The organism is Nannocystis pusilla (assembly GCF_020073745.1).
In the GTDB taxonomy this organism is placed as follows: Bacteria; Myxococcota_A; Polyangia; order Nannocystales; family Nannocystaceae; genus Nannocystis; species Nannocystis radixulma.
This window is the reverse complement of sequence record NZ_JAIRAU010000001.1, coordinates 421054-445599: the sequence shown is the minus strand read 5'-3', so window position 1 is coordinate 445599 and position 24546 is coordinate 421054. Positions and strand designations below refer to the sequence as shown.

Annotated in this window: 21 protein-coding genes; 8 read left to right on the top strand and 13 right to left on the bottom strand. The window is 72.5% G+C overall.

The features are described 5' to 3' along the window. Window positions 1-118 precede the first annotated feature (118 nt). The 4 genes from K7C98_RS01805 to K7C98_RS01790 form a co-directional block, all read right to left on the bottom strand. A complete protein-coding gene (locus K7C98_RS01805; RefSeq protein WP_224189736.1) occupies window positions 119-1243 on the bottom strand; it encodes a hypothetical protein in 1125 nt (374 codons plus the stop codon). 41 nt (window positions 1244-1284) lie between these two features. Then, on the bottom strand, window positions 1285-2199 hold the full coding sequence (prmC, locus tag K7C98_RS01800) for a peptide chain release factor N(5)-glutamine methyltransferase (protein WP_224189735.1): 915 nt from the start codon (window positions 2197-2199) through the stop codon (window positions 1285-1287). Window positions 2200-2234: 35 nt separating this feature from the next. After that, window positions 2235-2714: a hypothetical protein gene (locus tag K7C98_RS01795; RefSeq protein ID WP_224189734.1), complete on the bottom strand. Its 480-nt coding sequence runs from the start codon at window positions 2712-2714 to the stop codon at window positions 2235-2237. A 78-nt stretch (window positions 2715-2792) separates the two neighbouring features. Next, window positions 2793-3314 (bottom strand): hypothetical protein, encoded by a 522-nt coding sequence (locus K7C98_RS01790; RefSeq protein ID WP_143140227.1) that lies wholly within the window; start codon window positions 3312-3314, stop codon window positions 2793-2795. A 113-nt stretch (window positions 3315-3427) separates the two neighbouring features. Here K7C98_RS01790 and K7C98_RS01785 point away from each other — a divergent pair, with 113 nt between their 5' ends. Beyond that, complete coding sequence (locus K7C98_RS01785) at window positions 3428-6262, top strand: tetratricopeptide repeat protein (RefSeq protein WP_224189733.1); 2835 nt, start codon at window positions 3428-3430, stop codon at window positions 6260-6262. Between the two features lie 125 nt (window positions 6263-6387). Here the strand turns inward: K7C98_RS01785 and K7C98_RS01780 are convergent, their stop codons facing one another. Continuing rightward, window positions 6388-7506: a sterol desaturase family protein gene (locus K7C98_RS01780; protein WP_224189732.1), complete on the bottom strand. Its 1119-nt coding sequence runs from the start codon at window positions 7504-7506 to the stop codon at window positions 6388-6390. 567 nt (window positions 7507-8073) lie between these two features. Here K7C98_RS01780 and K7C98_RS01775 point away from each other — a divergent pair. From K7C98_RS01775 to K7C98_RS01760, 4 genes are all read left to right on the top strand, one after another. Further along, window positions 8074-9018: a TerB family tellurite resistance protein gene (locus tag K7C98_RS01775; protein WP_224189731.1), complete on the top strand. Its 945-nt coding sequence runs from the start codon at window positions 8074-8076 to the stop codon at window positions 9016-9018. Beyond that, window positions 9015-9233 (top strand): hypothetical protein, encoded by a 219-nt coding sequence (locus tag K7C98_RS01770; protein ID WP_224189730.1) that lies wholly within the window; start codon window positions 9015-9017, stop codon window positions 9231-9233. Before K7C98_RS01775 ends, K7C98_RS01770 begins: the two co-directional genes overlap by 4 nt. A 300-nt stretch (window positions 9234-9533) precedes the next feature. Further along, complete coding sequence (locus K7C98_RS01765; RefSeq protein WP_224189729.1) at window positions 9534-10304, top strand: M50 family metallopeptidase; 771 nt, start codon at window positions 9534-9536, stop codon at window positions 10302-10304. Then, window positions 10301-11182, top strand: a complete 882-nt coding sequence (locus tag K7C98_RS01760; protein ID WP_224189728.1) for a phosphotransferase family protein — start codon at window positions 10301-10303, stop codon at window positions 11180-11182. The genes K7C98_RS01765 and K7C98_RS01760 overlap by 4 nt, the downstream gene beginning before the upstream one ends. A gap of 65 nt (window positions 11183-11247) precedes the next feature. Here K7C98_RS01760 and K7C98_RS01755 read toward each other — a convergent pair whose 3' ends face one another. The 5 genes from K7C98_RS01755 to K7C98_RS01735 all read right to left on the bottom strand — a co-directional run bounded on the left by K7C98_RS01755 (window position 11248) and on the right by K7C98_RS01735 (window position 18705). Next, window positions 11248-12105: a sigma-70 family RNA polymerase sigma factor gene (locus K7C98_RS01755; protein WP_224189727.1), complete on the bottom strand. Its 858-nt coding sequence runs from the start codon at window positions 12103-12105 to the stop codon at window positions 11248-11250. Then, window positions 12102-13262: an NAD(P)/FAD-dependent oxidoreductase gene (locus K7C98_RS01750; RefSeq protein WP_224189726.1), complete on the bottom strand. Its 1161-nt coding sequence runs from the start codon at window positions 13260-13262 to the stop codon at window positions 12102-12104. The genes K7C98_RS01755 and K7C98_RS01750 overlap by 4 nt, the downstream gene beginning before the upstream one ends. Before the next feature lie 118 nt (window positions 13263-13380). After that, window positions 13381-15780, bottom strand: a complete 2400-nt coding sequence (locus K7C98_RS01745; RefSeq protein ID WP_224189725.1) for a DUF1592 domain-containing protein — start codon at window positions 15778-15780, stop codon at window positions 13381-13383. Window positions 15781-15790: 10 nt separating this feature from the next. Next, on the bottom strand, window positions 15791-17077 hold the full coding sequence (locus K7C98_RS01740; protein ID WP_224189724.1) for a DUF1552 domain-containing protein: 1287 nt from the start codon (window positions 17075-17077) through the stop codon (window positions 15791-15793). A gap of 266 nt (window positions 17078-17343) precedes the next feature. Continuing rightward, window positions 17344-18705 (bottom strand): cytochrome P450, encoded by a 1362-nt coding sequence (locus tag K7C98_RS01735; RefSeq protein WP_224189723.1) that lies wholly within the window; start codon window positions 18703-18705, stop codon window positions 17344-17346. A 136-nt stretch (window positions 18706-18841) separates the two neighbouring features. Here K7C98_RS01735 and ruvX point away from each other — a divergent pair, with 136 nt between their 5' ends. Next, window positions 18842-19297 carry a Holliday junction resolvase RuvX gene (ruvX, locus tag K7C98_RS01730; RefSeq protein ID WP_224189722.1) on the top strand — a complete coding sequence of 152 codons (456 nt, stop codon included), beginning with the start codon at window positions 18842-18844 and terminating at the stop codon, window positions 19295-19297. Then, the gene (gene mltG / locus K7C98_RS01725; protein ID WP_224189721.1) at window positions 19294-20496 is read left to right on the top strand and encodes an endolytic transglycosylase MltG; all 1203 of its coding nucleotides are present in this window, start codon (window positions 19294-19296) and stop codon (window positions 20494-20496) included. Before ruvX ends, mltG begins: the two co-directional genes overlap by 4 nt. Before the next feature lie 69 nt (window positions 20497-20565). Here mltG and K7C98_RS01720 read toward each other — a convergent pair whose 3' ends face one another. Further along, entirely contained in the window at window positions 20566-21339 is a 774-nt protein-coding gene (locus K7C98_RS01720) for a hypothetical protein (RefSeq protein ID WP_224189720.1), read from the bottom strand. 96 nt (window positions 21340-21435) lie between these two features. Here K7C98_RS01720 and K7C98_RS01715 point away from each other — a divergent pair, with 96 nt between their 5' ends. Continuing rightward, the gene (locus K7C98_RS01715) at window positions 21436-22512 is read left to right on the top strand and encodes a PEGA domain-containing protein (RefSeq protein ID WP_224189719.1); all 1077 of its coding nucleotides are present in this window, start codon (window positions 21436-21438) and stop codon (window positions 22510-22512) included. 145 nt (window positions 22513-22657) lie between these two features. On the opposite strand, the gene bioD is transcribed toward K7C98_RS01715, so the two are convergent. Beyond that, the gene (bioD, locus tag K7C98_RS01710) at window positions 22658-23362 is read right to left on the bottom strand and encodes an ATP-dependent dethiobiotin synthetase BioD (protein WP_224189718.1); all 705 of its coding nucleotides are present in this window, start codon (window positions 23360-23362) and stop codon (window positions 22658-22660) included. A gap of 71 nt (window positions 23363-23433) precedes the next feature. Then, window positions 23434-24507, bottom strand: a complete 1074-nt coding sequence (locus tag K7C98_RS01705) for an SPFH domain-containing protein (protein ID WP_224189717.1) — start codon at window positions 24505-24507, stop codon at window positions 23434-23436. Window positions 24508-24546 lie beyond the last annotated feature (39 nt).

Sequence of the window (24546 nt, the reverse complement as noted above, 5' to 3'; positions counted from 1 at the left end):
TTTTATCTCACTCTATCTCCATTTATATCCTCATCTCAATGCCGTGCAGGCGCATGTCCTTTGGGACATCTCGCTTCGCGCGCGCACCTCGAGCTCGCCCGGCTCGCGCTCGCGAGGGTCAGCGCTTCGGCGAGTCGGGCTTGCCGTCGAGGTCGGGGCGGCCGTCGAACAGGTCGCGACCGATGGCGATCGCGCGCTGGATCATCTCGTTGAGGGAGGACGAGCGCGCGAGGTCGGGGTCGCGGGCGCGGACGTGGTCGACCACCTGCTCGACCTTCACCGCGCCGCCCTGCTTCAGCTCGTGCAAGATCGCCATGAGCATCCGCTCGCTGCGCTGGCGCTCGAGCTCCGCGTTGCGGCGGACCACGATCGCCCGCGCCAGCAGCAGCCCGAGGATCACGACCAGGAGCGCGAGGATCCACGCGATCGTCTCGCCGATCCGCGCGCCCTGGTGGAGCGTGGTCTCGACGCGGCCCCAGAAGCGCTCGCGGAATTTCTCGTACTGCGGATCGGTCTCGACGAGATCGAGCGCGTCGACGGCCCCGAGCACCGCCTCGCGGCTGACCTCGCGCGAGACCTTGCCTGCTGCCGGGGCCAGCTCCTCGCTCAGCGCCTCGCGCAGCGCCGGCGCGATGTCCCTGGCGATCGTGGTGCGCAGCGCCGGCCCGAGGTTGTCCTCGATCACCCGCTGCATCCCCGGGCCGAGGTTGCGCTCGAGCACCGCCTGCGTCGCCGGCCCGAGGTCGTCGCGCACGCCCTCGCTCAACGTCGTGACTGTCCTTCGGGTCAGGGCCTCGGCCAGCGCCGCCGCGCCCTGTCGCGTCGACGGCGACAGCGCCGACCCGATCGCCTGCTCCACCGCGCGCCTGGTGGTGTCGACGACGGCCGGGCTCACGTCCTCGCGCAGGCCGTCGCCGACGGCCTTCGACAGCGCGCCGACGTAGTCCTCGCTGAGCTGCTTGACCTTCGCCACCCGCTGCTCGTCGGTGAGGCCGTCGAACGCCCCGGCCGCGACCTGCTCGGCCAGCTCGCGCGCGGCCTTCTGCACCTCGGGCAGGTCGAGCAGGCCGTCGATGCGCCGGCGCACCTGCGGGTCCTCGAGCGCGTCGAGCGTCCCGTCGATCGCCGCCGGCACCGACCTGCGGACCAGGCGCTCGGTACCTGATGCGCAGGACATGTCCCAAAGGACAAGCCCGAGCGCGACCGCGAGCGGCCGGCGACCCGCGAGCGGTCGGGAGGTCATCCGCGTCAGGATAGGAGAGCCGCGCTCCGGCCGCCAGTTCGTCAGTGGATCGGCGGCGAGCCGCTGACGACGCGGTCGATCCCGGCCGCGTCGCGACGGACCTCGACCGACTGGTAGCCGCGGGCGAGCATGTGCTCGCGGGTCGCCTCCGCCTGACCGAGCCCGATCTCGAGGAACAGCCGGCCTTCGGGCACCAGCACCCCGGGCGCGGCGCAGGCGTCGACGAGCCGGCGCACCAGATCGAGGCCGTCCTGACCGCCGTCGAGCGCGAGGCGAGGCTCGTAGTCGCGGACCTCGGGCTGCAGCTCGGCGAGCTCGGGCGAGGCGATGTAGGGCAGGTTGGCGGCGATCGCCGCCAGGCCGCCCTCGGGGAGCTTCACGCCGCGCAGGAGATCGCCGCGGACGAACTCGACCTGCAGGCCGAGGCTGGCCGCGTTTTCGCGCGCGACCGCGAGGGCGTCGGGCGAGACGTCGACCGCGGTGACCTCGACGTCGCGGCGCGCGTGCTTGACCGCCAGCGCGATCGCCCCCGAGCCGGTGCCGACGTCGAGCACGTGCAGCGGGTACGGCGGCGGCGGCGGCGGCAGCAGCTCGAGCAACCAGTCGACCAGGTGCTCGGTCTCTGGCCGCGGGATCAGCACCCGGCGATCGACCGCGAGCTCGAGCCCGAGGCCGTGGAAGCCGCGTTTGCCGGCGATGTAGGCCACCGGCTCGCGTGCCAGCCGCCGGCGGATCAGCTCGCGCAGCGCCGTCCGCTGGGCCTCGTCGACCAGCGCGTCGTAGCGGAGGAAGATCTGCATGCGCGAGCAGCCGAGCGCCTGCGCCACCAGGTGCTGCGCGTCGGCGCGGGCCTCGCCGAAGCCGGCCCGCTCGAACCGCTCGACGGTCCAGTTCAGCACCTCCTGGACGGTCCAGAGCTGCTGGCGCGCGGGGCGTGAAGGCGACGTGGAGGACATCGGCGGGCGCGAGAGTGTAGCCGGACCGCGCGGTCTCAGGGCGCGGCGGTGTGGCCGCGCGCCGGGACGCCGAGCTGCCGCCGGAGCTCGGCGACCGTCAGCTTCAGCGCCGCCGCGGCGCCGCGTCCGTCGACGTAGAGGCTGCGCTGGCCCTTCGCGGCGCGGAACGCCCGCAGCGTGCGCAGGGGGGCGATGAACACGCCGCCCAGCACCGCGGTGAGGTTGATCATCCACAAAAATGGCGTGTTGCAGCCGGCGCGCAGCTCCCAGGCCCCCATCTCCGACTCGCCGGCGAGGTCGGTGCCGTAGCCGGTGAGCACGTGGTGGAGGTCGTGGAGCGCGACGACCTGGCGGCGCGCCGGCGGGTTCGGCAACTTCAGCGTGCGGCCGAGGATGTGGAACGCGAACGTCGGCGACGAGTACTCGGCCGTCGAGAAGCCGTTGCGCTCGAGGTACAGGTCGCGGGCCTCGCGGAGGGTCATGTGGGACGGCACGTGCGTGACGCGCGACGGCATGGCTGCTCCTCGTGTCGCCCACCTCGCGGGCGAATGCCAGCCTTCACGAGGGCGCCGCGGCGCGCGCGCGCGCACGCCTCACGACGACGCCTTCGCCGGCTCCTCGAGCGGCGCCTCGATCTGCGCGACCATGCGCCGGAGCAGGCCCTCGACCATCAGCGCGCGCTCGCCCGAGTCGTAGACGCCGTCGTGGTAGCGGGCCTGGATGTCCTCGTACTTCTCGCGGGTGTCGTTGATGAGCTGCTTGTAGGGCTTGCGGCGGGCCAGGACTTCTTTTTGGTTCTGCCAGAAGAACGAGACCATGGCGGCGACGGTGAAGCCGGTGAGGGCGACGCCGATCGGGCCGCTGACGATGTAGGCGAGGCCGTAGCGGAGGGCGACGACGCCGCCGACGCCGACGGCGAGCTCGCGGATCCCGCTCTTCTTCATCTTGCCCCAGGCCATCGGCAGCAGCTCGCCGGAGGCCAGCACCAGCGCCACGAATTCCGGCCGCTTGGCCCCGCGCTCGTAGGTGTCCTTGATCACCTGCTGCATGAAGGCGTCGAAGCTCTCGTACACCTCGCTCGGGTAGGCCGTGTGACTGCTGCTGCTGGCTGCCATGCGCGCCAGCATAGCAGAGCCCTCGGTTCCCTTTGACACGGCCGCGCGCGGCTCGCACAATTCCCGCCCGCATGCCGCGCTCATGGTCGTCCCGTCCGCGCGCCGCGTGGCCCGTGCGCTTGCTCGCGGTCCTCGCCGCCGCCACCGCCGCGTGCCGCACGGCGCCGCCGTCCGAAGGCCCGCCCGCGAGCTCCGACCTGTCCGAACGTACAGCTCCGCCGGCGCTCGATCTGGAGGGCCTGGAGGGCCCGCAAGACGGCGGCGACCCGGTCGCGAAGCAACCGGCGAAGCGGCCCGAGCCCGCCGTCGTCACCGATCTGCCCGGCGCCTTCGCGGCGCTCGAGAAGGGCAACCCCGAGGGCGCCGCGTCCTTCCTCGCCGGCGCCCTGCGCCAAAAGCCAGGTGACGAGCGGGTCCGCCTCGCGCTCGCGCACGCGCACCTGGCCACCGGCGCCACCGACCTCGCCGCCGCGGCGCTCGACCTCAAGGCCGGCCAGCCGGGCCCTGTGCGCATGCGCCTGCTGGCGCGCGTGCTCGAGGCCCGCGGCGATCGGTCCGGTGCGATCGCGCTGCTGCAAAAAGCCGCCGGCGATCCGGCCGAGCTGCCCGCGCGCGGCGAGCTGCTCAGCCTGCTCGTGGCCGCGGGCCAGGACAAGGACCCCAAGGCCGTCGCGCTGCGCGAGGAGCTCTACGACGCCTACGACGCCGGCAAGGCCAAGACGGTCGAGCAGCTGGTGGCGGTGGCCCGGGCCGCGCTGGCCCGTGGTTCGACCGGCGCCTTCCACGACGCCAACATGGTGCTCGGCGAGGCGGAGAAGCTGCCCCTCGAGACAGGTTCACTCGAGCCCGGGTTCATCCTGCGCGACCGGGCGCTGCTGCTGCGCGGCGCGATGTTCCGCGAGAAGTACGCCGCGTCGGAGGCGATCGAGACCTACGAGCTTGTCTTGCAGCGCGACGCGTGGCACGCCGAGGCGCTGGCGGGGGTCGCCGCGGCCCACCTCGAGGGCTTGCGGCTGGCGGCCGCGAGCGAGACGGCGCAGCGGGCCCTGCAGGTCAACCCGCGCCAGCTCGACGCGCTCGCGGTGCTCGCCAAGGTCGCGCTGGTCGAGGGTCGGCGCGACGAGGCGACCGCGCGGGCGCAGGGCGACATGCTGGCGACCAGCCCCGGACACCCCGACGCGCTCGCGGTGCTCGCCGGCGCCGCGCTGGCCCGCGACGACGCGGCCGCCTACGCCCGCCTGCGCGACCTGGCCGCCGCCGGCAACCCGCTCCCCTTCTGGCTCGCGCTCGCCGACCTGCTGGTGTCGATGCACATGTACGAGCAGACCCATACCGTGCTCGAGGAGGCGGCCAAGCGCGCGCCCGACAACGCCTACGTGCAGTCGGCGCTCGGCCTCAACCTGCTGCGCCTCGGCAAGGAGAACGAGGGCCGCGCCGCGCTCAAGGCCGCGTGGAAGCGCGACCGCTTCAACGAGCGCACCCGCAACACCCTCGACCTCTACGACCAGCGCATCGACCCGCTCTACACCGACATCAGCGACGGCGACCTCAGCCTGCGCCTCCTCAAGGAGGACCAGGAGTATGTCTCTCCGGACATGTTGGCGATCATCGCCCGCGCGCGCGCCAGCCTCGACAAGCGCTACTCGCTGCGCCCGACGCCGCTGCGCATCGAGGTGTTCGCCGACCCGAGCGACTTCTCCGTGCGCACCATCGGCGTGCCCAGCCTCGGCGCCGTCGGCGTGTGCTTCGGCCGCCTGATCACCGCCGTCGGCCCCTACTCCGGCACCCACAACTTCCACCAGGTCGTGTGGCACGAGCTCGCCCACGTCTACGCCGTCCAGCTCAGCAAGGGCCGCGTGCCGCGGTGGTTCACCGAGGGCCTGTCCGAGTGGGAGTCCGAGCTCGCCGACCCCTCGTGGGCCCGCGAGAGCGCCGAGCTGCTGGCCGCCTCGCGCCGCAAGGGCACCCTGCGCCGCCTGTCCGAGCTCGAGCTGGCGTTCCTGCGCGCCGACTCGGCCCAGGGCATGGAGGTCGCCTACACCACCGCCGCCTACGCCGTCCGCTACCTCGGCGAGACCTACGGCCTGCCGCGCCTCATCGCCATGCTCAAGGGCTACGGCGAGGGCGCCACCACCGAGGCGCTGATGGAGAAGCACCTCGGCAAGCCGCTGGCCGTCGTCGAGAAGGAATTCGAAACCTGGCTCTTCGGCCAGCTCGACGCCAAGGTCAAGGGCTGGGAGCCGGCCAAGAGCCGCGGCGACAAGCCCGACGAGCGCGACAAGCTGCTCACCGAGGCGCTCGGCCACGCCCAGAAGAAGGACATGAGCTCGGCCGCGCGCTCGCTGCAGCAGCTGATCCAGGGCCGCGGCGACGGCTACGTCCCGCGCATGACCCTCGGCGAGGTGCTGCTGCAGGGCCCGAGCTGGAAGCAGGCCGCCGAGCACTACACCAAGGCGCGCGGCTTCCGGCCCGAGTCCGTCGAGCCGATCATCCGCCTCGCCGAGGTCGCCCGCCGCGACGGCGACGTCGCCCGCGAGAAGGCGCTGCTGCGCGAGGGCCTGGCGATCGACGGCATGAGCTACGACCCGGCCGCGCGCCTGCTCATGCTCGCCGCCGTCACCGCCGACGCGCCGGGCCGCGACTACGCGCTCGACCGCGCCGCCGCGATCGCGCCGCTCCACCCGCTCACCCTCGGCGGCCAGGCCCTGCGCGCCGCCGCGGCCGGCGACAAGCCGCGCGCTCGCAGCCTCAGCGACCGCGCCCTCAAGCACATGGACGACGGCCCGCTCGCCAAGGGCCCGGTCGACACCCTCGTCGTCCTCGCCCTCGCCGCCGAGGCCGCCGGTGACGGCGCCCGCGCCAAGATCCTCGCCGCCCGCGCCGCGGCCGAGCCGAAGCTGCCCGCCCCCGCCAAGCAGGCGATGGAGCGCGTCCGCACCGCCAAATGAGCGGCCCGAGAGGACATGCTCTCAACAACATGTCCTTTCACACATGTCCTAGGCGGCATGTCTCCCCGGACATTCACCCGCACGAGCCCCAGGCCCGGCATCGCCACGGCCGACCTCGCGTCCACTCACCGCCCGAGCACCAGCCCGGCGACCGCCACCGTCGCCGCCAGCCGGCCGACCTCGAGCGGCAGGGCCCAGCGGCGGCGCTCCGCCAGCCCGGCGAGCGCGACCGCCCCGGCGGCCACCGTCGCGCAGGCGAGCGCGGCCAGCCAGGTCGGCCAGGCCGCGGCGGCGATCAGCACCGTCATCGTCGCCGCCACGATCACGACCGCCTGCAGCAGGATGTAGACGGACATGCCCCGAGAGACAGGCGCCGACCAGCGCGCGGCCGCCCGCGCCGCCAGCTCGGCGGCCGGCAGCGGCCCCGTCGGCCCGCGCGGCGTCCACCCCGGGTGCGCGAGCAGGACGAGCGCGCGCTCGCGGAGGTTACGACCGGCGCGGACCCGCCGCCCGAGCTCGACGAATTGCTCGAGCTGCGCCCACAGCGGGTTGAGGCTGCGCAGCCGCTTGGTCGTGCCGTACACCGTCGGCTCGTCGACCGGCGCGAACGTGCCGAACAGCCGGTCCCACACGATCAAGATCCCCCCGTAATTCTTGTCGAGGTAGCGCGGGTTGACCGCGTGGTGGACGCGGTGGTGCTGCGGCGTGTTGAGCACCTGCTCGACCGGGCCGAGGGGGCCGATCATCTCGGTGTGGATCCAGAACTGATACAGCGAGTTGATCGCCTTGCTGACGAAGAACACCAGCGGCGGCACGCCGAGCAGCGCCAGCGGCAGCCCGAACACCACCAGCGTGCTCGCCGTGAAGACGCCCTGGCGCAGCGCGACCGCCAGGTTGTAGTCCTCGCTGTGGTGGTGCACCACGTGCGTCGCCCACAACACCCCGACCTCGTGGCTCGCGCGGTGCCACCAGTAGTAGATGAGGTCGACCGCGACCAGGGCGAACACCCACGTCGTGACCGCCCCGGCGTCGAGCTCGAACAGCCGCCACTCGTGGACGAGGAAGTACAGCGCCGCCAGGCCGGCCGCCGTCAGCACGCCGAACAGCTGCTGGACCACGCCGCAGCCGACGTCCGAGACCGACACGGACAGGCGATAGAGGTCGCGGCCGGCCCTGCGGGCCAGGAAGTACTCGAGGACGATGAAGGCGACGAAGACGGGGATCGACCAGGCGATGAGCTGCACGACAGTCGGCCTCCACGAGATCATAGCGCGACGACCACTCACGCGACCGTCCGCCGGTCCCGCCGCGAGTGACCACGCCCGCCCCCGCGAGCACGCACGTGGGCGACCGCGACGGCACGCCCGCGCCGCCGTCGTCCTCGACCAGTCCCAAAAGCCAGGTCATGATCGCCGTGGCGTCGAGATCGGCGCACGGGGAGGTCGCCGCGCCGCCCCCGACGTCGACCCGGCGACCGGCGCGCGCCCTCGATGGCACCGTCGTCACCGCGGTGATGACGACTGTCGGCGCGCTCGCCGAGTGCGCGCGCGCCGGCGTCCGTGTTGCGCGCGATCTCGCACTTCCGGCCGGGAATGCGGCCGGATGCCCGCTGCTCGCCGGTTCGTGGGGCCCCGCCCGCGGACTCTCGTCCGCGTCACCGGTCCGCGGCGCGATCGGCATGCTCGCGCGCATGTCGTCGCGTTCATGTCGCGACGGCACATCGCGGCAGGCGGATCGGCGAGGGCCGGGCGACCGACCTCTCGTGGGACCGGGTTGCGCCGCGGTGCCGGCCTGGTAGCGTCAGCCCCGCCATGGCCGCGCTGTTCCCGTTCACGACCGACGAGGCGAATGCCGTTCTCCGGGCCCTGAAGACCGTGGCGATGGCCGACGGCACGTTTGCGATCAAGGAGCAGTCACTGCTGTCGGCCTCGGCCGGGCTGCTCGGTGTCGAGGCCGACGCCGACGCCGTGCCGACGATCACCCCGGAGGAGCTCGCCGCCGCGATCGTCGACCCCGAGCGGCGCCTGATGGCGCTCAAGGCCTGCCTCGTCATGGGCATCGTCGACGGCCAGGTCTCGCCGGAGGAGTGGCGCGTGCTGTCGGCCTTCCGCGCGGCGCTCGACGTCGAGGAGTCGGCGATGCAGGTGTTCCACGGCCTGGTGCAGCAGCACCGCCAGCGCACCCAGTACGAGCTGCAGCGCCGGCTCGGCTCGCCGCAGGCCGGCACCCTGTACGCCGCGCAGGGCTGGCAGGGCGTGCTCAACTTCTTCACCGAGGACCTGCTCGCGCTGCCCAAGACCCGCGAGAACAGCGAGCTCGCGTGGCGCTATCGCCGGATCGGCCTGTTGCCCGAGGGCACCCTCGGCCGCGAGCTGTGGCGGTACTACCGCGAGCGGCAGTTCGCGTTCGCCGGCGAGCTGGGCGGCGTGCCCGAGGCGCTGGTGCACCACGACATCACCCATATCCTGGCCGGCTACGAGGGCGACCTCGAGGGCGAGCTCGAGACCCTGGCGTTCATCGCCGGCCTGCGCCGCGAGGACCCGTCGAGCGCGCTGTTCCTGGTCCTGCTGCAGCACGCCGTCGGGGCGCGGCTCGGCGCCGACAACAGCCTCAGCTTCCAGCCGGAGCGGATCCTCGCCGCGCGCGAGCGCGGGCGCGCGACCACCGAGGACTTCACGCGCCGCGCCGACTTCTGGGACGTGATGGATCAGCCGATCTCCCTGCTCCTCCAGCGCTTCGGGGTGCCGCCGCGGTGAGCGACGCGCCGCAGGTGTTCGACCTCGCCGAGGTCGACGCCGACGCGCCCGAGGTCGTGCTCGCGTGGGTCGAGCGCCTGCGCGCCGCCGCGGCCCGCGGCCCGGTGCTCGTCCGCGCCTGCCCGCAGATGCTGGCGCACACGCTCTACAAGGCCGCCCTGCTCGGCGACGCGATCGTGCTCGAGTCGGTGCGCGACGAGGAAGCCTACGGCTGACGCGGCCGGCCTGACGCAAGCGATCGCCGCCGCGAGGCGAGGCGTCCCCCCTGTCGGTCGTGCTCGGCCTCTTGCCGTCGGCCCTGGCCCACGCTCGAGGGTCTCTGCGCGTGCCCCATGAGCGACAAGACGCTCTGCCTTCTTCAGTCACTGCGCCGCACGGTCCAGCTTCTGCGACGCGGCCGCGCGAGCTCTCCGCCGCGACCCCCGAGCCCCGCGCGGTGTTTCGCCTGCGACGCGTGTCTCGCCGCCTCGCCGGCCCGCGGGCGCGCCGGGTCCGCCATGCTACGCTGCGCTGCGATGTCCTCCGCAGCGCGAGCCTTCGCCCGAGCCCACGACCACGCCCAGGTCACCCGGCGGGCCCGCGGCGCATTGTTCGCCAGCGCCGCGATCACCCTCCTGCTCTACGCCGTCCCGTTCGGCGGCCTGCTCATCTACCCGCTGCTCCTCCTGTCCACGCTCGCCCACGAGCTCGGCCACGGCCTGGCGGCGCTGGCCACCGGCGGCACGTTCGAGGCGTTCTACCTCTGGCCTGACGGTTCGGGCATGGCCGTTCATACAGGTCCCGAAGGACATGCTCTTCAGGCTGTCGTCGCCGCCGGCGGGCTGATCGGCCCGGCCGTGGTCGCCGGTCTGTGCTTCGCCCTGGCCCGGCGCGAGCGGGTCGCCCGCGTCGTGCTCGGCCTGCTCGGCCTCGGGTTCCTGCTGGCCGTCGCGCTCGTGGTCGAGAACCCGTTCGGCTTCTGGTACATCGGCGGCGTCGGCGTCCTCCTCGTCGCGCTCGCCGCCCGCGCCCGCGCCGCGGTCGCCCAGACCGCCCTGGTCTTCCTCGCCGTCCAGCTGGCCCTCAGCGTGTTCTCCCGCGCCGACTACCTGTTCACCGCCAGCGCCCAGACCTCCGCCGGCGTCATGCCGTCCGACTCGGCCCACATCGCCGCCGCGCTCGGCGGCTCGTACATGCTGTGGGGCGCCGTCTGCGGCCTGTTCTCGGTGCTGGTGCTGGTCCTCGGCCTGTGGCTGTTCACCCGTGGCAGCAGCCGCGTCGACCTGGCCAGCCTGCGCCGCCGGTGACGCGCGTGACCCCCGAGCTGCGCGCCCTGGCCTCGCGGGCCCTCGATGGTGTCCCGGAGGACATGTTCTCCTGGACATGCCTCAAAGAACGCTCGAAGAGCGCGACGGTGTGGCGAGCCGAGAGTTCGTCCGGCGCGCTGGTGCTCAAGCAGCACCGCCACCCGCGCCCGTTCGCGCAGGAGCTGCGGGCCTATCGCGACTGGCTGCCGCGGCTCGACGCGACGCGGACGGCCGATTCCCCCGCCACCCGTGTCGCGCGCCTCCTCGCGTTCGACGCCGCCGCCCGCGCGCTCGCGTTGACCGCCGCGCCCGGCGAGCGCCTGTCCCTCGGGCCATCCGAGCTCGTCCTCTCCGCCCACGCCGCCGCCGGTCGGTTCGCCCGCGCCCTCCACTCCTTGCCGGTCGCCGACGACGACCCGCTGCCCCTGCGCGACGGCGTGTCCGCCCGCCTCGACGAGTGGCACGCGCGCGCCGCCGGCCTCCTCTCTCCTTCCGAGCGCGACGCACTGCAGCGCCTTTCCGATCGCCGCGACGCCTTCGCCGGCGTGCGCCGCGTGCCGTGCCACCGCGACTTCACCCCCGACAACTGGCTCCTCGCCGGAGAAGACCTCCACGTCCTCGACTTCGAGCACGCCCGCCTCGACGCCCCCGAGGCCGACCTCGTCAAGCTGCGCGCCGACGTCTGGCCCGCCGACCCCGCGCTGGAGCACGCCTTCCTCGCCGGCCACGGCCCGCTCACCGGCGACGCCGCCGCCCGCCTCGACGTCCTGCTGGCCCTCCACGCCGTCGCCACCCTCGCCTGGGCCGAGCGCCACGCCGACCCCGACTTCCGCGCCCTCGGCCGCCGCGCCCTCTCCGCAGCGCTCGCGTCGGCCTGAGCGACCTCACGAACATGCTCGAAGTAGCATGTCCCTTCGAGCATGCCCTTTAAAACATATGCGGATCAGTGCAGCCGGGCCAGCTTGTCGGGGTTGGCCACGAGGTGCACGCCGAAGATCGTCTCGCCGTCGGTCTCGATCGACAGCGTCGACACCACCACTCCGTCGTGCCGCAGCACCACCGAGAGCCAGCCGTTGATCTCCGCGAACGAGATCGTCGCGTCCGCCCCGCCCTTCTTGGCGAAGCCGATGAGCATCCGCCCCACGCGGTCGGGCCCCGCCACGACCTTGCGCGCCGCGCGGGCCCGGCCGCCGCCGTCGGACCACGCGACCACGTCGTCGGCGAGCAGCCGCTGCAGCCCTTCGAGGTCGCCCTGCGCGATCGCGCCGAGGAAGGCCCCGAGCATCTGCTCGTGTTGCTGGCGCGAGCGAGCGAACCGCGGCCGCTTCGAGCGCACGTGCTCGCGGGCGCGGTGGGCCAACTGGCGGCACGCCGCCTCCTCGCGCCCGACGATCTGCGCCACCTCGGCGAACTCGTAGTCGAAGACCTCGCGCAGCACGAACACCGCCCGCTCGAGCGGGCTCAGGGACTCGAGCAGCACGAGGAAGGCGAGCGAGATCGACTCGAGATCCGGCGGGTCGGCGACGCGCTCGGTGGGCAGCGGTTCGGGCAACCACGGGCCGACGTAGGTCTCGCGCCGGACTCGCGCCGACTTCAGCTGATCGAGGCACAGCCGCGAGACCACCGTCGTCAGCCACCCGCCGGGCGCGGTGATCGTCGCGTGCTCGGCCGCCTGCCAGCGCATGTGCGCCTCCTGCAGCACGTCCTCGGCCTCCGCCGCGCTGCCGAGCATGCGATAGGCCAGCCCGAACAGCCGCGACCGGTGGGCCCCGAACAGCTCCGCCGCCTCCGCCGGGCTCACGGCATCACCTCCGCGGCCACCAGCGGCTGCGGCTGCCCCTTCAACCAGCGATACCCCCACCAGCCGCGCTGCTCGGCCCGCAGCGCCAGCAGGGTGTAGCGGCACACCCGCTCCTTCACCCACGCCGCCACTCGCCCGGTCACGATCCGCTCCCGTGGCCGGTCGGCGGCGTCCATGAACTGCAAGATGCCATCCCGCCGGCCCAGGCTCACGCAGGAACCCCCATCGCCGAAGCTGAACTCGCGCACCTCCCCGCCGGTCAGCTCGGCGATCGCCGTGTCGGCCGCGTGTGCCGCCATCGGCATCGCCGTCTTGCACCCGGCCGCCAGCCAGCCGCCTCCGGCCGTGGCCCGGGCCGCCGCGTCGCCGGCGACCAGCAGGTCCGGCCGCGCGTGGAGATAGCGGTCGACGATCACCCGGCCATCGGCCGCGCTCGGCAAACCGGTACCGGCCAGCAGCGGCATCGCCCGAAAGCCCGCCGCCCAGGCGCACAGGTCGAAGCCGACCGGCCCCGCCTCGGTCTCGAGCCGATCCGCGGCGACCATGGTCACCCGCGTGTGCTCCCGGACCGCCACGCCGAGTCGCTTCAGGGCCGAGCGCGTGTATTCGCGCGCCTTGCGGCTCAGCGCCGGCATGATCTCGCCCGCCGACACCAGCTCGACCTGCAGGCCGGGGAGCGCCTCCGCCAATTCGCTGGCGATCTCGACGCCGGTGAGGCCGCCGCCGCACACGGCAAGCCGGCCGCCGCGCGCGGCAACGCGCCGCGCCTCGGCAAACAGCGGGCCGACCCGGTCGCCGTCGATGGCAAACGCGTGCTGGCGCGCGCCGGGCACGAGGTCGAGGTCCACGGAGCCGCCGGTGCACACGATGGCGCGGTCGAATTCGAGCACGCCGGCGTCGGTGAGGAGGCGTCCGGGCGCGACTTCGTTCACCCGCGCGTGGACGAAGCGGACCGCCGTGCCGGCGACGAGCTCGGCGACCGGGTGCGCGACGCCGCGGCCGGTCGCGGCCTGCTCGTGGAGGCGGACGCGCTCGACGAGTTGGTCGCTGGCGCCGACGAGGGTGACGGCGACGCGGCCGCGGGCGATCCGCGCGGCGCGGAGGGCCGCGAGCAGACCGGCGTAACCGGTGCCGATGACGACGAGATGCGGGATCATGCGGGGTTCTCCTGGTTCACCGGCATGACGAGGCAGCCCCGGCGCCGCGTGACACGGGATTTTTCACCGCCTCGCCGCGCGCGTTCGCTCGCACCGTCGCGCGACCGCGAGCGCGACGCTAGTAGAGGATGCAGAAGCCGAAGCTCGTGGTGCCCTGGGCCGCGACCTCGGCGTTCTGCGGCTCGCCGCTCCACACCAGGAGGTCGCCGTCCTGCGTGTACTCGGCGCTCCACGCGTTCTGCACCTTGCCCAGCCGCGGGAGCACGACCTGCCAGGTGATCGGCGCGTCGGTCGTGTTGATCACCGTGACCGTGTTGCACTCGCCCTTCTTCCACTGCGAGTCCTGCGTGACCTGCGTGTCGATGCCCGGCGACGTCACCGGCCCCGACTCGGCGCCCGTCGTCCCGCCGCTCGTCGTCGTCTCGTCGCCCGTCGTCGTCTCGCCATCCGTGCCTGGATCTCCGCCCGTCGTCGTCTCGCCGCCGTCCACGACCGCCCCGCCGCGCTCGCGGAAGAACCGCGTGCCGACCAGAGCCAGCACCAGGCTGTCGAGCCGGCCCTCGGCCGCGACGAACGCCGCCATCAGCTCGTCCTGCACGCACTGCAGCTCGGTCTCCGCGTCCGAACCGACCGCGTAACGGGCCCACTGCAGCGTGTAGCACGCCTCGACGTCGGGGCTGCCCGCGAGCAGCTGCGCCAGCTCGTCGGCGCCGTCGAAGGCCCCGTTGGTGTGGTCCGTCAGCACGATCTCGCCGCTCGCGTCGATCGGGTGGATCCCGTCCATCGAGCGCGTGCGGCCGACCGCGTCGTAGTGTTCGAAGCCGAAGCCGATCGGGTCGATGCGCGAGTGACAGCCGGCGCACGTCGCCTCGCTCGCGTGCTGGATGTAGCGATCGCGCGTGCTGAGCTCCGGATCGACCGGCGGCGGCGAGGTGTCGAGCGCGGGCGGCGGCGGCGGCATCTCCTGGCACAGCAGGCGCTCGCGCACCAGCTTGCCGCGGTGGATCGGCGACGACGACGTCGGCAGCGCGTGCGTCGTCATCACCCCGCCGTGCGTCAACAGGCCCGAGGCAGCCCCGGTGTCGACGCGCTTGAAGCCGGCCGGATCGGCCTCACCCGCGCCCGCCTCGACCCCGTAGTACATCGCCAGCGCGTCGGTCATGTACGAGTAGTTCGCCGTCAGCAGCTCGGTCAGCGAACCGCCGCTGCGGTACACGGCGGCGGCGAAGCGGTGCGTCTCGCCGAGCATCGCCTCGCGGATCTGCGGCGTCAGCTCGGGGTAGAGCGTCGCGTCGCGCGGGACGGTGCGCAGGCGATCGAGGTGCAGCCACTCGTCGACGAAGCGGTGGAGCGTGGCGTCGGCGTCGGCGCCGGCGAGCAGCCGGTCGGCGTGCATCCGCAGCACTTCCAGATCTTTCAAGCTGCCGTCCTCCGCCGCAGCCATCAGTGCGTCGTCCGGTGGGCCGCCGACGATCAGATACGACAGCTCGCCGGCGAGCTCGTGCGCGGAGAGCGGGTAGACCCCGTCGCCCGCGTGCTCGCCGAGCTCCGTGCGGTAGAGGAACCCCGGCGACTGCAACATCGCCGCGATCGTCCAGCGGATCCCGCCGGCGAATTGCTCGACCGCGGCGGCCTCCTTCCACAACGACCGATAGCGCGCCTGCTCGTCCGCCGTCAGCGGCCGGCGGAACACCTGCTTGCCGAAGCGGGCGATGAATTCGTGCGCGCACACCTCCTCGCCGATCTCCTGCGGATCGCAGCCGAGCCGCGCCGGCAGCTCGGCCACGATCAGGTCGGCCACCTTCTCGGCCGCGTCGCGATACTGGTCGGCGAGCAGCCCCGAGACGACCAGCGCCCCGGCGTTGTTCGTGTAGCCCTGGACCACCGTGTCGGCCGCGAAGCCGAGCCCGAGCTCCGTCGGCGCGCCGAGCACCGCCTGCAAGCTGCGGTTGTACTCGACGTGGCTCAGGCGTCGGACACGACGCAGACCGCCCCCGTCGCAGCCCACGGCGCCCTCGCCGTCGGAGCCCGTGCACGAGAACGTGCCCTCGCTGCGCGCGACGAACTCGGCCAGCACGTCGTAGGCCTCGGTATCGGGCGCGACGACCATCCCGCCCTTGTGCATGTCGGGGTGCTGGTTGGTCGGCTTGAGCAGCAGCAGCGAGACCCCGCCGTCGTCGACGAGCGCGACCTCCCTGGCCGCGGCGAAGTTGTGCTCGAGCCAGCCCTCCTCGCTCTCGGCCCAGAGGACCATCCGCGAGTCCTTCGCCAGGCCCTCGAAGTTGTGACAGCCGACGCAGGCCGTGCCGAGGATCGGCGCCCACACACGGGCCTCGAAGAACTGCATGTCGCTGGGACAGCCGCCGCCGTCGGTCGGATCGACGTCGCCGCTCGTGCCCGTGCCCGTCACGGTGCCTGTCGTGTCGCCGTCGGTCTCGCTGCCGGCCGCCCCGCCGTCGTTCTGACAGGCCGCGAGCGCCAGGAGGAGCGCCACGTGACTCGCATGAATCGTCCGCATGATCGCCTCCTCACACCAGACCCGGCAGCGGGCCGGCGCCGACCTCCGGGTTGCCGAATGTCTCATTGGTCAGGCCCATCGCCTGACACAGCGAGACCATGAGCTTGCCGTGCGACTCGCCGGCGAACTTGAGGTAGCGCCCGGTCTGCCAGCGCCCGCCCGCGCCGCCGGCGAGCACGAACGGCACGCTGACGCAGTTGTGCATCCGCGAGTCGCCCATCTCCTTGGCCCACAGCACCACCGAGTTGTCGAGCATCGAGCCCTGCATGTCGGCCTCGGGCGTCGTCGCCAGCTTCTGCACGAGGTACTTGAACTGCTCGGCGAACCACCGCTCGCACGCCACGAACTGGGCCACGCCGGCCAGGTTCTTGTCGTCCATGTGCGACAGCGAGTGGTGCCCCTCGCTCACGCCGAGCCACGAACACACCGTCGGGCTGACGGTGTGCGACAGCTGCAGCGAGGCCACCCGCGTCATGCCGCACGCCAGCGCCGCGACCATCATGTCGATCTGCGCCGTGGTGGTCGCCGGGAATCTCGCGTTGTCCTGGGTGTCGCCGGCCGCGGGCGCCCCGGGCAAGGCGCAGGCGGTCGCGCCCGACAGGCCTTTTTCGAGCTGGGCCAGCGCGTCGAGGTGGGCGTCGAGCTTGGGGCGCTCCTCGCTGCCGAGCCGCCCGCGCAGCGCGGTGGCCTCGTCGACGAGCAGGTCGACCACGCGCTGCCGCCGGGCCCGCAGCGCCGCCGCGGCGTCCTCGCCCCCCATCAAGTCGCCGAACAGCCGCCCGTACACGTTCACCGGGTCGTCGTCCGGCGTGACCCACGTCTTCGGGGCGCTGTACGACATCCGCGTCTGCGTGCTGCCGCCCCACAGCGAGGTCTGGACGCCGAACTCGAGCGAGGCGAAGCGCGTGTCGCCGCCGACCGCCCTGGCCACGAACTGATCGATCGACAGCCCGCCCGACTCGTCGCCGGCGGCGCCGCTGGCCGTCAGCATCGCCGCCATGCCGCCCTTGTGATTGTCGGCGCCGAAGAAGTCGAGCCCCTCGACGACGATCAGCCTGTCCTGGACGTCCGCCAGCGGCTCGAGGATCGACCCGGCCGGGAAGGTGAACTCGGTCTCGCTCCCGCTCGGCCGCCAGTGCTGCGGGATCGTGCCGTTGGGGCTGAAGAACACGATGAACCGCCGCGCCACCGGCCCGCCCTCGGCGCGGCTGCTCGGCGCCGACAGGAGGTTGACGAAGGGCGCGGCGACGAGACCGATCCCGAGGCCGCGCAAGAGGCTTCGACGACGTATCGACATGAGGCTCGCCCGTCCATAGCGAGCAGCGTCCGACTGTCGACGCTGCCCAGCCTGGTCACCTTGGCGGGCCGTGTAGTCGCTGTTACGCGCTCGCGCCGGCTCCGCTCACGCAACCGGCGCCGGCCCGAGCTCGCGGTCGATCTTCGTCATGGAGATACATGTCCTCGCGGACATAGGACGCTCGCCCCTGTGATCACGAGCACAACAGTCGCGCGAGATGCTCCTTCAAACATGTCCACACGGACATGTCATTTCGACCATATCCATCACTCGCGCGGGCGCACGTGCATGCAGATGCTCGCGCGCGGGCCGACGGGGATGTTGTAGCGGTGGCGCGCGTCGCTGTTCGCGGGCACGGGCGTGAAGTCGTAGCGCAGCGCCAGGCGCGACAGCACGATCTTCGCCTCGAGCAGCGAGAAGTGCTGGCCGACGCAGCTGCGCGGGCCGGTGATGAACGGCAGCCAGCGGTGGCCGACCGGCTCGTCGCCGAGGAAGCGGTCGGGGCGGAACGCCTCGGGCTCGGGCCAGTGGCGCGGGTCCTTGTGCAGCGCCTGCATGTGCACCATCACCTTGGTGCCGCGCGGGATGACGAGCGCGCCGAAGGTGTCGTCGACGGCGGCCTCGCGCACGACGATCGGCACGATGTTGTACAGGCGCAGCGCCTCCTTGAGGCACGCGCCGGCGAAGTCGAGGCGCTTGAGCTGCTCGTAGTCGGGCACGCCGTCGCCCGTGAACACCAGCGCGGCGTCGGCCCTCAGGCGCTCGAGCTCGGCCGGCTGCTGCGTCAGCGAGTGCAGCGTCCACGTCAGCATCGCGCTCGAGGTGTCGTGGCCGGCGAACAGCATGGTCTTGAGCTCGTCGCTGACGAGCCGCTCGCTCTCCTCGGACCAGCCGCCGTCGTCGAGGTTGGCGAGCAGCATGTCGAGCATGTCGGCCGGCCGCGCCCCGGGGTCGGCGCGCCGGGCCTGCAGGCGCGCGCGGATCTTGCCGAGCAAGAACGCGTCGAGCTGGGCCAGCGAGCGGTCGTAGCGGAACTTCGCGGGGGTCGGCAAGAAGCCGCGGTAGGGCTGCCACACCCGCTTGTTGGCCTCCTCCACCAGCGGCTCGTACAGCCGCGGCAGCACGTCGTCGCTCTGGTGCGGCGGCATCTGCAGCGTCGCCTCGGCGATCACCTGCAGCGTCAGCCGCCGCATCTGCGCCCCGATGTCGACCGGCCTGCCGCTGCGCGCGTGCGCGTCGAGCACCGCCCCGAGCCGGTCGACCGCGCGGATCGACACCTCGGCCACGTTGCGCAGCGCGTCGATGCGGAACGCCCGCGCCAGCACCGCCCGCTGGCGCTTCCACAGCTCGCCGTCGCTGGTCAAAAGGCCATGTCCGAGGATGTCGAGGAAGGCGCCCATGGCGCGCAGATCCTTGACGTAGTTGTCGGCGGCGCCGACGATCACGTGCCGGATGAACTCGGGGTCCGAGGTGACGAGGTAGCTGGCGCCGGGGATCTGCAGCCGCACCGTCGGCCCGCGCTCCCGCAGCCAGCGCTCGGTCACGTCCCACGGGGCTCCGGCCATGAGCGCGGCCATGTGGCCGACGAGAGGCAGCTTCTGCGGCGCCTGCGGGACCTGATCGAGCATGCGGCGCAGCATCGTCGGCGAGACCGGGGGCGCGCAAGACCAGCCCCGACGGGCTGTGCGGTGAGTCCGCGCGAGATCACTCCTCGCTCGTGAAATTGCCCGGGGCGCGCCCCCCTGTGCTAGAAACCCGGGGCCCATGCGCGCCCTCGGCCTCGACGTCGGCAGCAAGACGATCGGCGTCGCCGTGTCCGACCCGAGCGGCACGATCGCCACTCCGCGCGAGGTCCTCACCCGCCGCGGTCACGCCGAAGACGCCGCCGCCGTGGCCGCCCTGGTGCGCACCCTCGAGGTCCGCGACGTCGTCGTCGGCCTGCCGCTCGAGCTCGACGGCTCCGTCGGCCACCGCGCCCGCCAGGTCCAGCGCTTCCTCGCCGCCCTCGAACCCGCCCTCGCCGAGCTGCCCGGCTCGCCGCGCGCGTGGACCTGGGACGAGCGCTTCAGCACCGCCGGGGCCGAGCGCGCGCTGCTGCAGGCCGACGTGTCGCGCGCGCGTCGCAAGCAGGTCATCGACGCCGCGGCCGCCCAGTTCATCCTCCAGGGCTGGCTCGACGGCCAGCGCCGCAAGGACATGTCCAAGGAGGCAGGTTCATGACGGGGACCGCCCAGGCGCCGGCCAGGCGCCAGCGCCTGCCGTGGTGGCGACCGCGGCGCTCCCGATGGCCGCAGTACGTCGCCCTCGCGGTGGTGGCGATCACGCTCGTCGTCGGCGGCGTGTGGCTGTCGCGCACGTACCAGCGGGTGATCGAGTACCCGGACCGCCCCGGGGTCGGCAGCGCCGAGCCGATCGCCGTCGAGGTGGCCAAGGGCGCCAGCTTCCCGCAGGTGCTCGCGCAGCTGATCGAGGCCGGGGTGATCCCCGAGGACGAGGGCCTCTACTTCAAGCTGTTCGTGCTCCACCGCGGCGCCGCCGGCAAGATCACCGCCGGCGCACACGGCTTCCGCGGCGACATGACCCCCGAGCAGGTCCTCGCCGAGCTCGTCAGGCCGCAGCGCACCGAGGAGACGCGGGTGACGATCCCCGAGGGCCGCAACATCCTCGAGGTCGCGGACATCCTCGCCGTCGCCGGCTACGGCGACGCGTCGGTCATCCTCGAGGCCATGCGCGACCCGGCCCTGCTCAAGGAGCTCAGCATCGAGGGCGAGAGCGTCGAGGGCTACCTCTACCCCGACACCTACAAGTTCCCGACCGCGGCCACGCCCCAGCAGGTCATCCGCCGCATGGTCGAGCAGCACCACAAGGTCTACGACAACCTCAAGCGCAGCCATCGCGAGGCGCTCGAGGAGCTGCGCAAGACCCTCGGCTGGGGCGACCGCGAGATCGTGATCATGGCCTCGCTGGTCGAGAAGGAGACCGCCGCCAAGCACGAGCGGCCGCTGATCGCCGGGGTGTTCCTCAATCGCCTGCGCTTCCAGTCGTTCCAGCCCAAGCGGCTCGAGACCGACCCGACGATCATCTACGGCTGCACGGCCGCGATCAAGAAGTCGGCCGCCTGCCAGCAGTTCGAGGGGCGGATCCGGCGGATCCACCTCCGCGACCCCGACAACCCGTACAACACGTACACGCACGAGGGCCTGCCCCCCGGCCCGATCACGAACGCCGGCAAGGCCGCGTTCGAGGCCGTGCTGGCGCCGAAGAAGTCGCGCTTCTTGTACTTCGTGTCGCGCAACGACAAGACGCACCAGTTCTCCAAGACGATCGCCGAGCACGAGGCCGCGGTCGAGAAGTACATGCGCCAGGGCGCCGTCGGCGACGGCTCCGCCGCCGGCGCGGCCGATCCCGGCGCGGAGTGAGTCGGCCCGACTGCCGCTCACGAGCTGCGCTCGCGAACATGTTCCTTAGAACATGTTCTCGTGAGCTCGTCACCTGCTCTCTTGAGCAGGTGACGTCTCGTCGGCGGCGAACGCCACCGCGCTGAGGGCCCAGCGTTCGCCGGTGCGAGCGAAAGTCAGGCGATGGGCCGGCGCTCGCGTCACGACGGTGACGCGGCGTTCGCCGAGCGGCTCGCGGGTCGCCACCTCGAGCGGGCCGGCGAGGGCCGCCAGCAGCTCGGGCAGGCGGTTCTCGGTGAACAGCAGGTGATCGTCGAGCCCGCGGGTGAGCCCGGCGAGGGCCTCGGCCCGGGCGTCGGGGGCGGCGTCGGCGTCGCGCACCGCCGCGGCGAGGCCCTGCAGCTCCGCGACGATCTGCTCCGGTTCACCGGCCAGTCCGCGCTGGCGCACGAACTGATTGCCGGGGCGAGCGATCGCCGTGCGTATCGCGTCGAGCTGACCGCGGGCGTCGCGGGGCGCGTCGAGGGCGATCAGCTCGCTGGGCTCGCCGACCCGCTCCAGGCGCTCGCGCGGGTTGTTCTGGTCGAATTCCCACACCTCGAGCCGCGGCGCCGTGCCTTCGCTCGCCACGGCCACGCCGATCTGGGCCCGGCCGCGCTGACCGTCGGCGAGCTCGAACACCGGGCGCACGGCGAGCCCGGGCGGGATGCTGTCGCGCAGGGCCGGGGCGTACAGCCACGGCTCGGGCGCGCTTGCGGGGGTCTGCGCGGGCTGCGGACGGGGTCCGTCGGCGGTGGATCCTTGCGGGCATCCGGGCGCGAACGCGAGCGACGCGACGAGTGTGGCGGTGCGGAGGGGGGTCAACGGGGCTTGCTCAGGGTGGGATGGTGGAGGGGCTCAGGTCAAGCGTGATAGCCTCGGGAGGAGATGGACCTCGCGCGACGGAGCCTTGCGGTGGCGATGGCCGCCAGTGTGTGCCTCAGCACTTCGGGGATCGGCGAGGCGATGGCAGCGGCCCCGCGGCCTGCGCTGGCGATCGCGGCCCCGAGCGAGGGCCCGCAGCAGCAGGGCGCGAAGCTGGCGATCTTGCCGCTCGTGATCGAGGGTTCGCTCAGCGGGACCGATCAGAACTCGCTCACGCAGGCGCTCAGCAGCGGACTCCAGCGCGGAAACTTCGCCGTGCTCACCCCCGACCAGGTCGTCGCCGCCGACAGCGGCGCCGCCAGCTGCGACAACGCCGTCTGTTACAAGTCGATCGCCACCAAGACCGGCGCGCAGTACATCGTCCGCGCCGCCGTCACCGTGCGCGACCGCGACTACAACGTCCACGTCGACCTGTTCAACGGCGCCGACGGCCAGCGGATCGCCGCGACCCAGGATGGTTGCGAGATCTGCGGCGTCGTCGACGCCAGCGGCCTCATCGACTCGGCCGCCGCCACCTTGCGCCTCAAGCTCGACGCCCTGGCCAAGGGGCCAGCTTCCTTCAAGCTGCAGACCGACCCGCCCGGCGCGCTCGTCACCATCGACGGCGAGATCGCCGGCAGCACCCCGCTGAACCGCCCGATCGTCCCCGGCAAGCACCTGATCCGGATCAGCAAGGAGGGCTTCATCGCCCTCGAGCGCGAGGTCACCTTCGTCGAGGGCGTCGGCGAGGAGCTGCAGTACTCGCTCGAAAAGCTGCCGAGCCGCCTGCCCGGCAAGGGCTGGGGCTACGCCTCGATCGCCGTCGGCATCCTCGGCATCGGCGGCGGCATCGCCCTCACCGCCCTCGACGGCCGCAACTACTCGTTCGACTGCGCCGGCGAGAACGTGATGAACCCCGGCATCACCGGCGAGAAAGAGTGCAAGTTCCTCTTCAACACCAAGTGGTACGGCCTCGCCGCCACCCTCGCCGGCGCCGCGCTCCTCACCCTCGGCACCGTCATCCTCGTCAACTCCAAGCCCAAGACCGACAGCGGCGACAAGCGCGCCGCTCGCCGCGGCGTCCGCCAGCTCGGCATCGGCCCGGGCAGCCTGATCCTCCGCGGACAATTTTAGAAGAAAGATGCAGCCCGGAGGACATGTCCTGGGGGGCATGTCCTGTGGGCCACCTCGGGTCACCGTCCACCGGTCGCGTGTGCAACCAGCGGTCTCCGCGTCCACGCGCGAGGCGCAATGACAGGTCTGGAGAGACAGCCCGCGCTCACGCGGCGAGCATCCGCGTCCACGCGTCCGTAGCGATCCACGACGTCTCGCTCGCCCCGTGCGGCATCACTCCCAGGCAGGGCAATCCGCTCGCCGCCGCGATCACGGCCGGGTTGTGCGTACGCGCCGCGTCGGCGCCGCCGTGCGTATCGACGAGGAAGAACCCGCGCGGAGGCAGCCCGAGCTGGCGCAGGGCGAAGATCGTCAGCAGCGCGTGGTTGACCCCGCCGAGGCCGAGCCGGCCGACCACCACCGGCGCGGCCCGGAGCCCGGAGATCCACCCCGGCAACCACGTCCCGCCGGGCATGGGCACCCACAGCCCGCCGGCGCCCTCGACCAGCGTCACGTCGGGCCGGTGCGCCGCCTCGAGTGATTCCAGGGTCGATCGGGCATGTCCGATCGACCCTGCTTCAAGCGGCATGTCCTGAGAGACATCCAGTTGCGGCCCGGAGACGAAGGCGCGCGCGTCCTCGACGATCCCGGGCGCGAGCGGCTCCGCGAAGCGCAGCGGGCAGATCTCGCCGGCCGTGACGCCCAGGTCGCTGGCGGCCACGAGGCGCTCGGGGTCTCCGGCCGGGCCGGCGGGGCCGCTGGCGGCCGGCTTGAACGGCAGCACGCGCAGCCCGGCGCTCGCGCCCGCGCGGAGCAGCGCGCACGCCAGGGTCGTCTTGCCGCAGTCGGTGTCGGTGCCGACCAGGAACACCCGCGGTGGGCCTGCGGACCCGGCCTCAAGCCGAGCTGCAGGCCGGGCGGGCGAAGGCGGGTCCGCGGGGCTCAGAAGGCCTCGAGCAGCTTGGCGCGCTTGGCCTTGTACTCCTCTTCGGTGAGGAGTTCGGCCTCGAACGCGGCCTTGAGCTTGCGCAGCTTGGCCTCGAGGCTGTTGTCGTCGGCGGGCGGCTGTTGCTGCGGCGGCTGCTGCTGGAACTGCTGCGGCTGGTGGAACTGGCCCTGCGGGTTCATCGCCCCGGCCATGCCGCCCATCATCTGGGCCATCATCTGGCCCATGCCCATGCCCATGCCCATACCCATGCCGGCCCCCGAGGCACCGCCGGCGCCGGGGTTGCGGGCCGCGTCGCGCATCACGTTGAGGCCCTCCCAGGCCATCGTGTTGTCGACACCGCGGGCCGCCTGAGCCGCGGCCGCGTCGAGCGCCTTCTCGATCTCCGGCGGCAGCGAGATGTTCTCGATGACGAAGCTGGTGAGCAGGAGGCCCAGCTTGCCGAACTCCTCGGCGAGGTCGCCCTTCACCGCGTTCTCGAGCACGTTGTAGTGCGCGGCCATGTCGGCCACGCTGAGGTCGCTCTTGCCGGCGGCGACGGTGAACTTGCTGACGAGCTGGCGCTTGAGGTAGTCGGCGATCGAGTCGGTGGTGGTGAGGCCCTGGGTGCCGACGATCTCCTTGAAGAACACGCCGGGGTCGGAGATCTTGAAGTTGTACGAGCCGAAGGCCCGGATCCGCACGCGACCGGGGCGGCCGCCGACCGAGAACTCGGGGTCACGGATGAGCACCGGGTTGGCCGTGCCCCACTTCTGGTCGACGTACTGGCGCAGGTTGACGAAGTAGATCTCGACCTTGAAGGGGCTGCTGAAGCCGTACTTCCAGCCCTTGAGGCGCGACAAGATCGGCAGGTTCTGCGTGCTGAGCGTGTGGGTACCCGGGCCGAACACGTCGGCGAGCTGCCCCTCGTTGATCAGGATCGCGGCCTGATTCTCGCGGCAGACCAGCTTGGCGCCGTTCTTGATCTCGTGGTCGTCGTCGGGGAAGCGGTAGACCAGCGTGTAGTTGGTGTTGTCGAGCCACTCGATGATCTCGATGAACTGGCCCTTGATGAAGCTGAGGATGCCCATGGGTCGCTCCGGTGCTGCTGCGGGTGATTCGAGGGGTTT

What these genes read in the sequence shown, in the direction of transcription:
- K7C98_RS01790 (WP_143140227.1), bottom strand. Translation starts at nt 3,314, where the DNA reads ATGGCAGCCAGCAGCAGCAGTCACACGGCCTACCCGAGCGAGGTGTAC.
- K7C98_RS01715 (WP_224189719.1), top strand. Translation starts at nt 21,436, where the DNA reads ATGGCCGCCAGTGTGTGCCTCAGCACTTCGGGGATCGGCGAGGCGATG.
- K7C98_RS01765 (WP_224189729.1), top strand. Translation starts at nt 9,534, where the DNA reads ATGTCCTCCGCAGCGCGAGCCTTCGCCCGAGCCCACGACCACGCCCAG.
- K7C98_RS01795 (WP_224189734.1), bottom strand. Translation starts at nt 2,714, where the DNA reads ATGCCGTCGCGCGTCACGCACGTGCCGTCCCACATGACCCTCCGCGAG.
- K7C98_RS01745 (WP_224189725.1), bottom strand. Translation starts at nt 15,780, where the DNA reads ATGCGGACGATTCATGCGAGTCACGTGGCGCTCCTCCTGGCGCTCGCG.
- mltG (WP_224189721.1), top strand. Translation starts at nt 19,294, where the DNA reads ATGACGGGGACCGCCCAGGCGCCGGCCAGGCGCCAGCGCCTGCCGTGG.
- K7C98_RS01750 (WP_224189726.1), bottom strand. Translation starts at nt 13,262, where the DNA reads ATGATCCCGCATCTCGTCGTCATCGGCACCGGTTACGCCGGTCTGCTC.
- K7C98_RS01705 (WP_224189717.1), bottom strand. Translation starts at nt 24,507, where the DNA reads ATGGGCATCCTCAGCTTCATCAAGGGCCAGTTCATCGAGATCATCGAG.
- prmC (WP_224189735.1), bottom strand. Translation starts at nt 2,199, where the DNA reads ATGTCCTCCACGTCGCCTTCACGCCCCGCGCGCCAGCAGCTCTGGACC.
- ruvX (WP_224189722.1), top strand. Translation starts at nt 18,842, where the DNA reads ATGCGCGCCCTCGGCCTCGACGTCGGCAGCAAGACGATCGGCGTCGCC.
- K7C98_RS01735 (WP_224189723.1), bottom strand. Translation starts at nt 18,705, where the DNA reads ATGCTCGATCAGGTCCCGCAGGCGCCGCAGAAGCTGCCTCTCGTCGGC.
- K7C98_RS01775 (WP_224189731.1), top strand. Translation starts at nt 8,074, where the DNA reads ATGGCCGCGCTGTTCCCGTTCACGACCGACGAGGCGAATGCCGTTCTC.
- K7C98_RS01740 (WP_224189724.1), bottom strand. Translation starts at nt 17,077, where the DNA reads ATGTCGATACGTCGTCGAAGCCTCTTGCGCGGCCTCGGGATCGGTCTC.
- K7C98_RS01805 (WP_224189736.1), bottom strand. Translation starts at nt 1,243, where the DNA reads ATGACCTCCCGACCGCTCGCGGGTCGCCGGCCGCTCGCGGTCGCGCTC.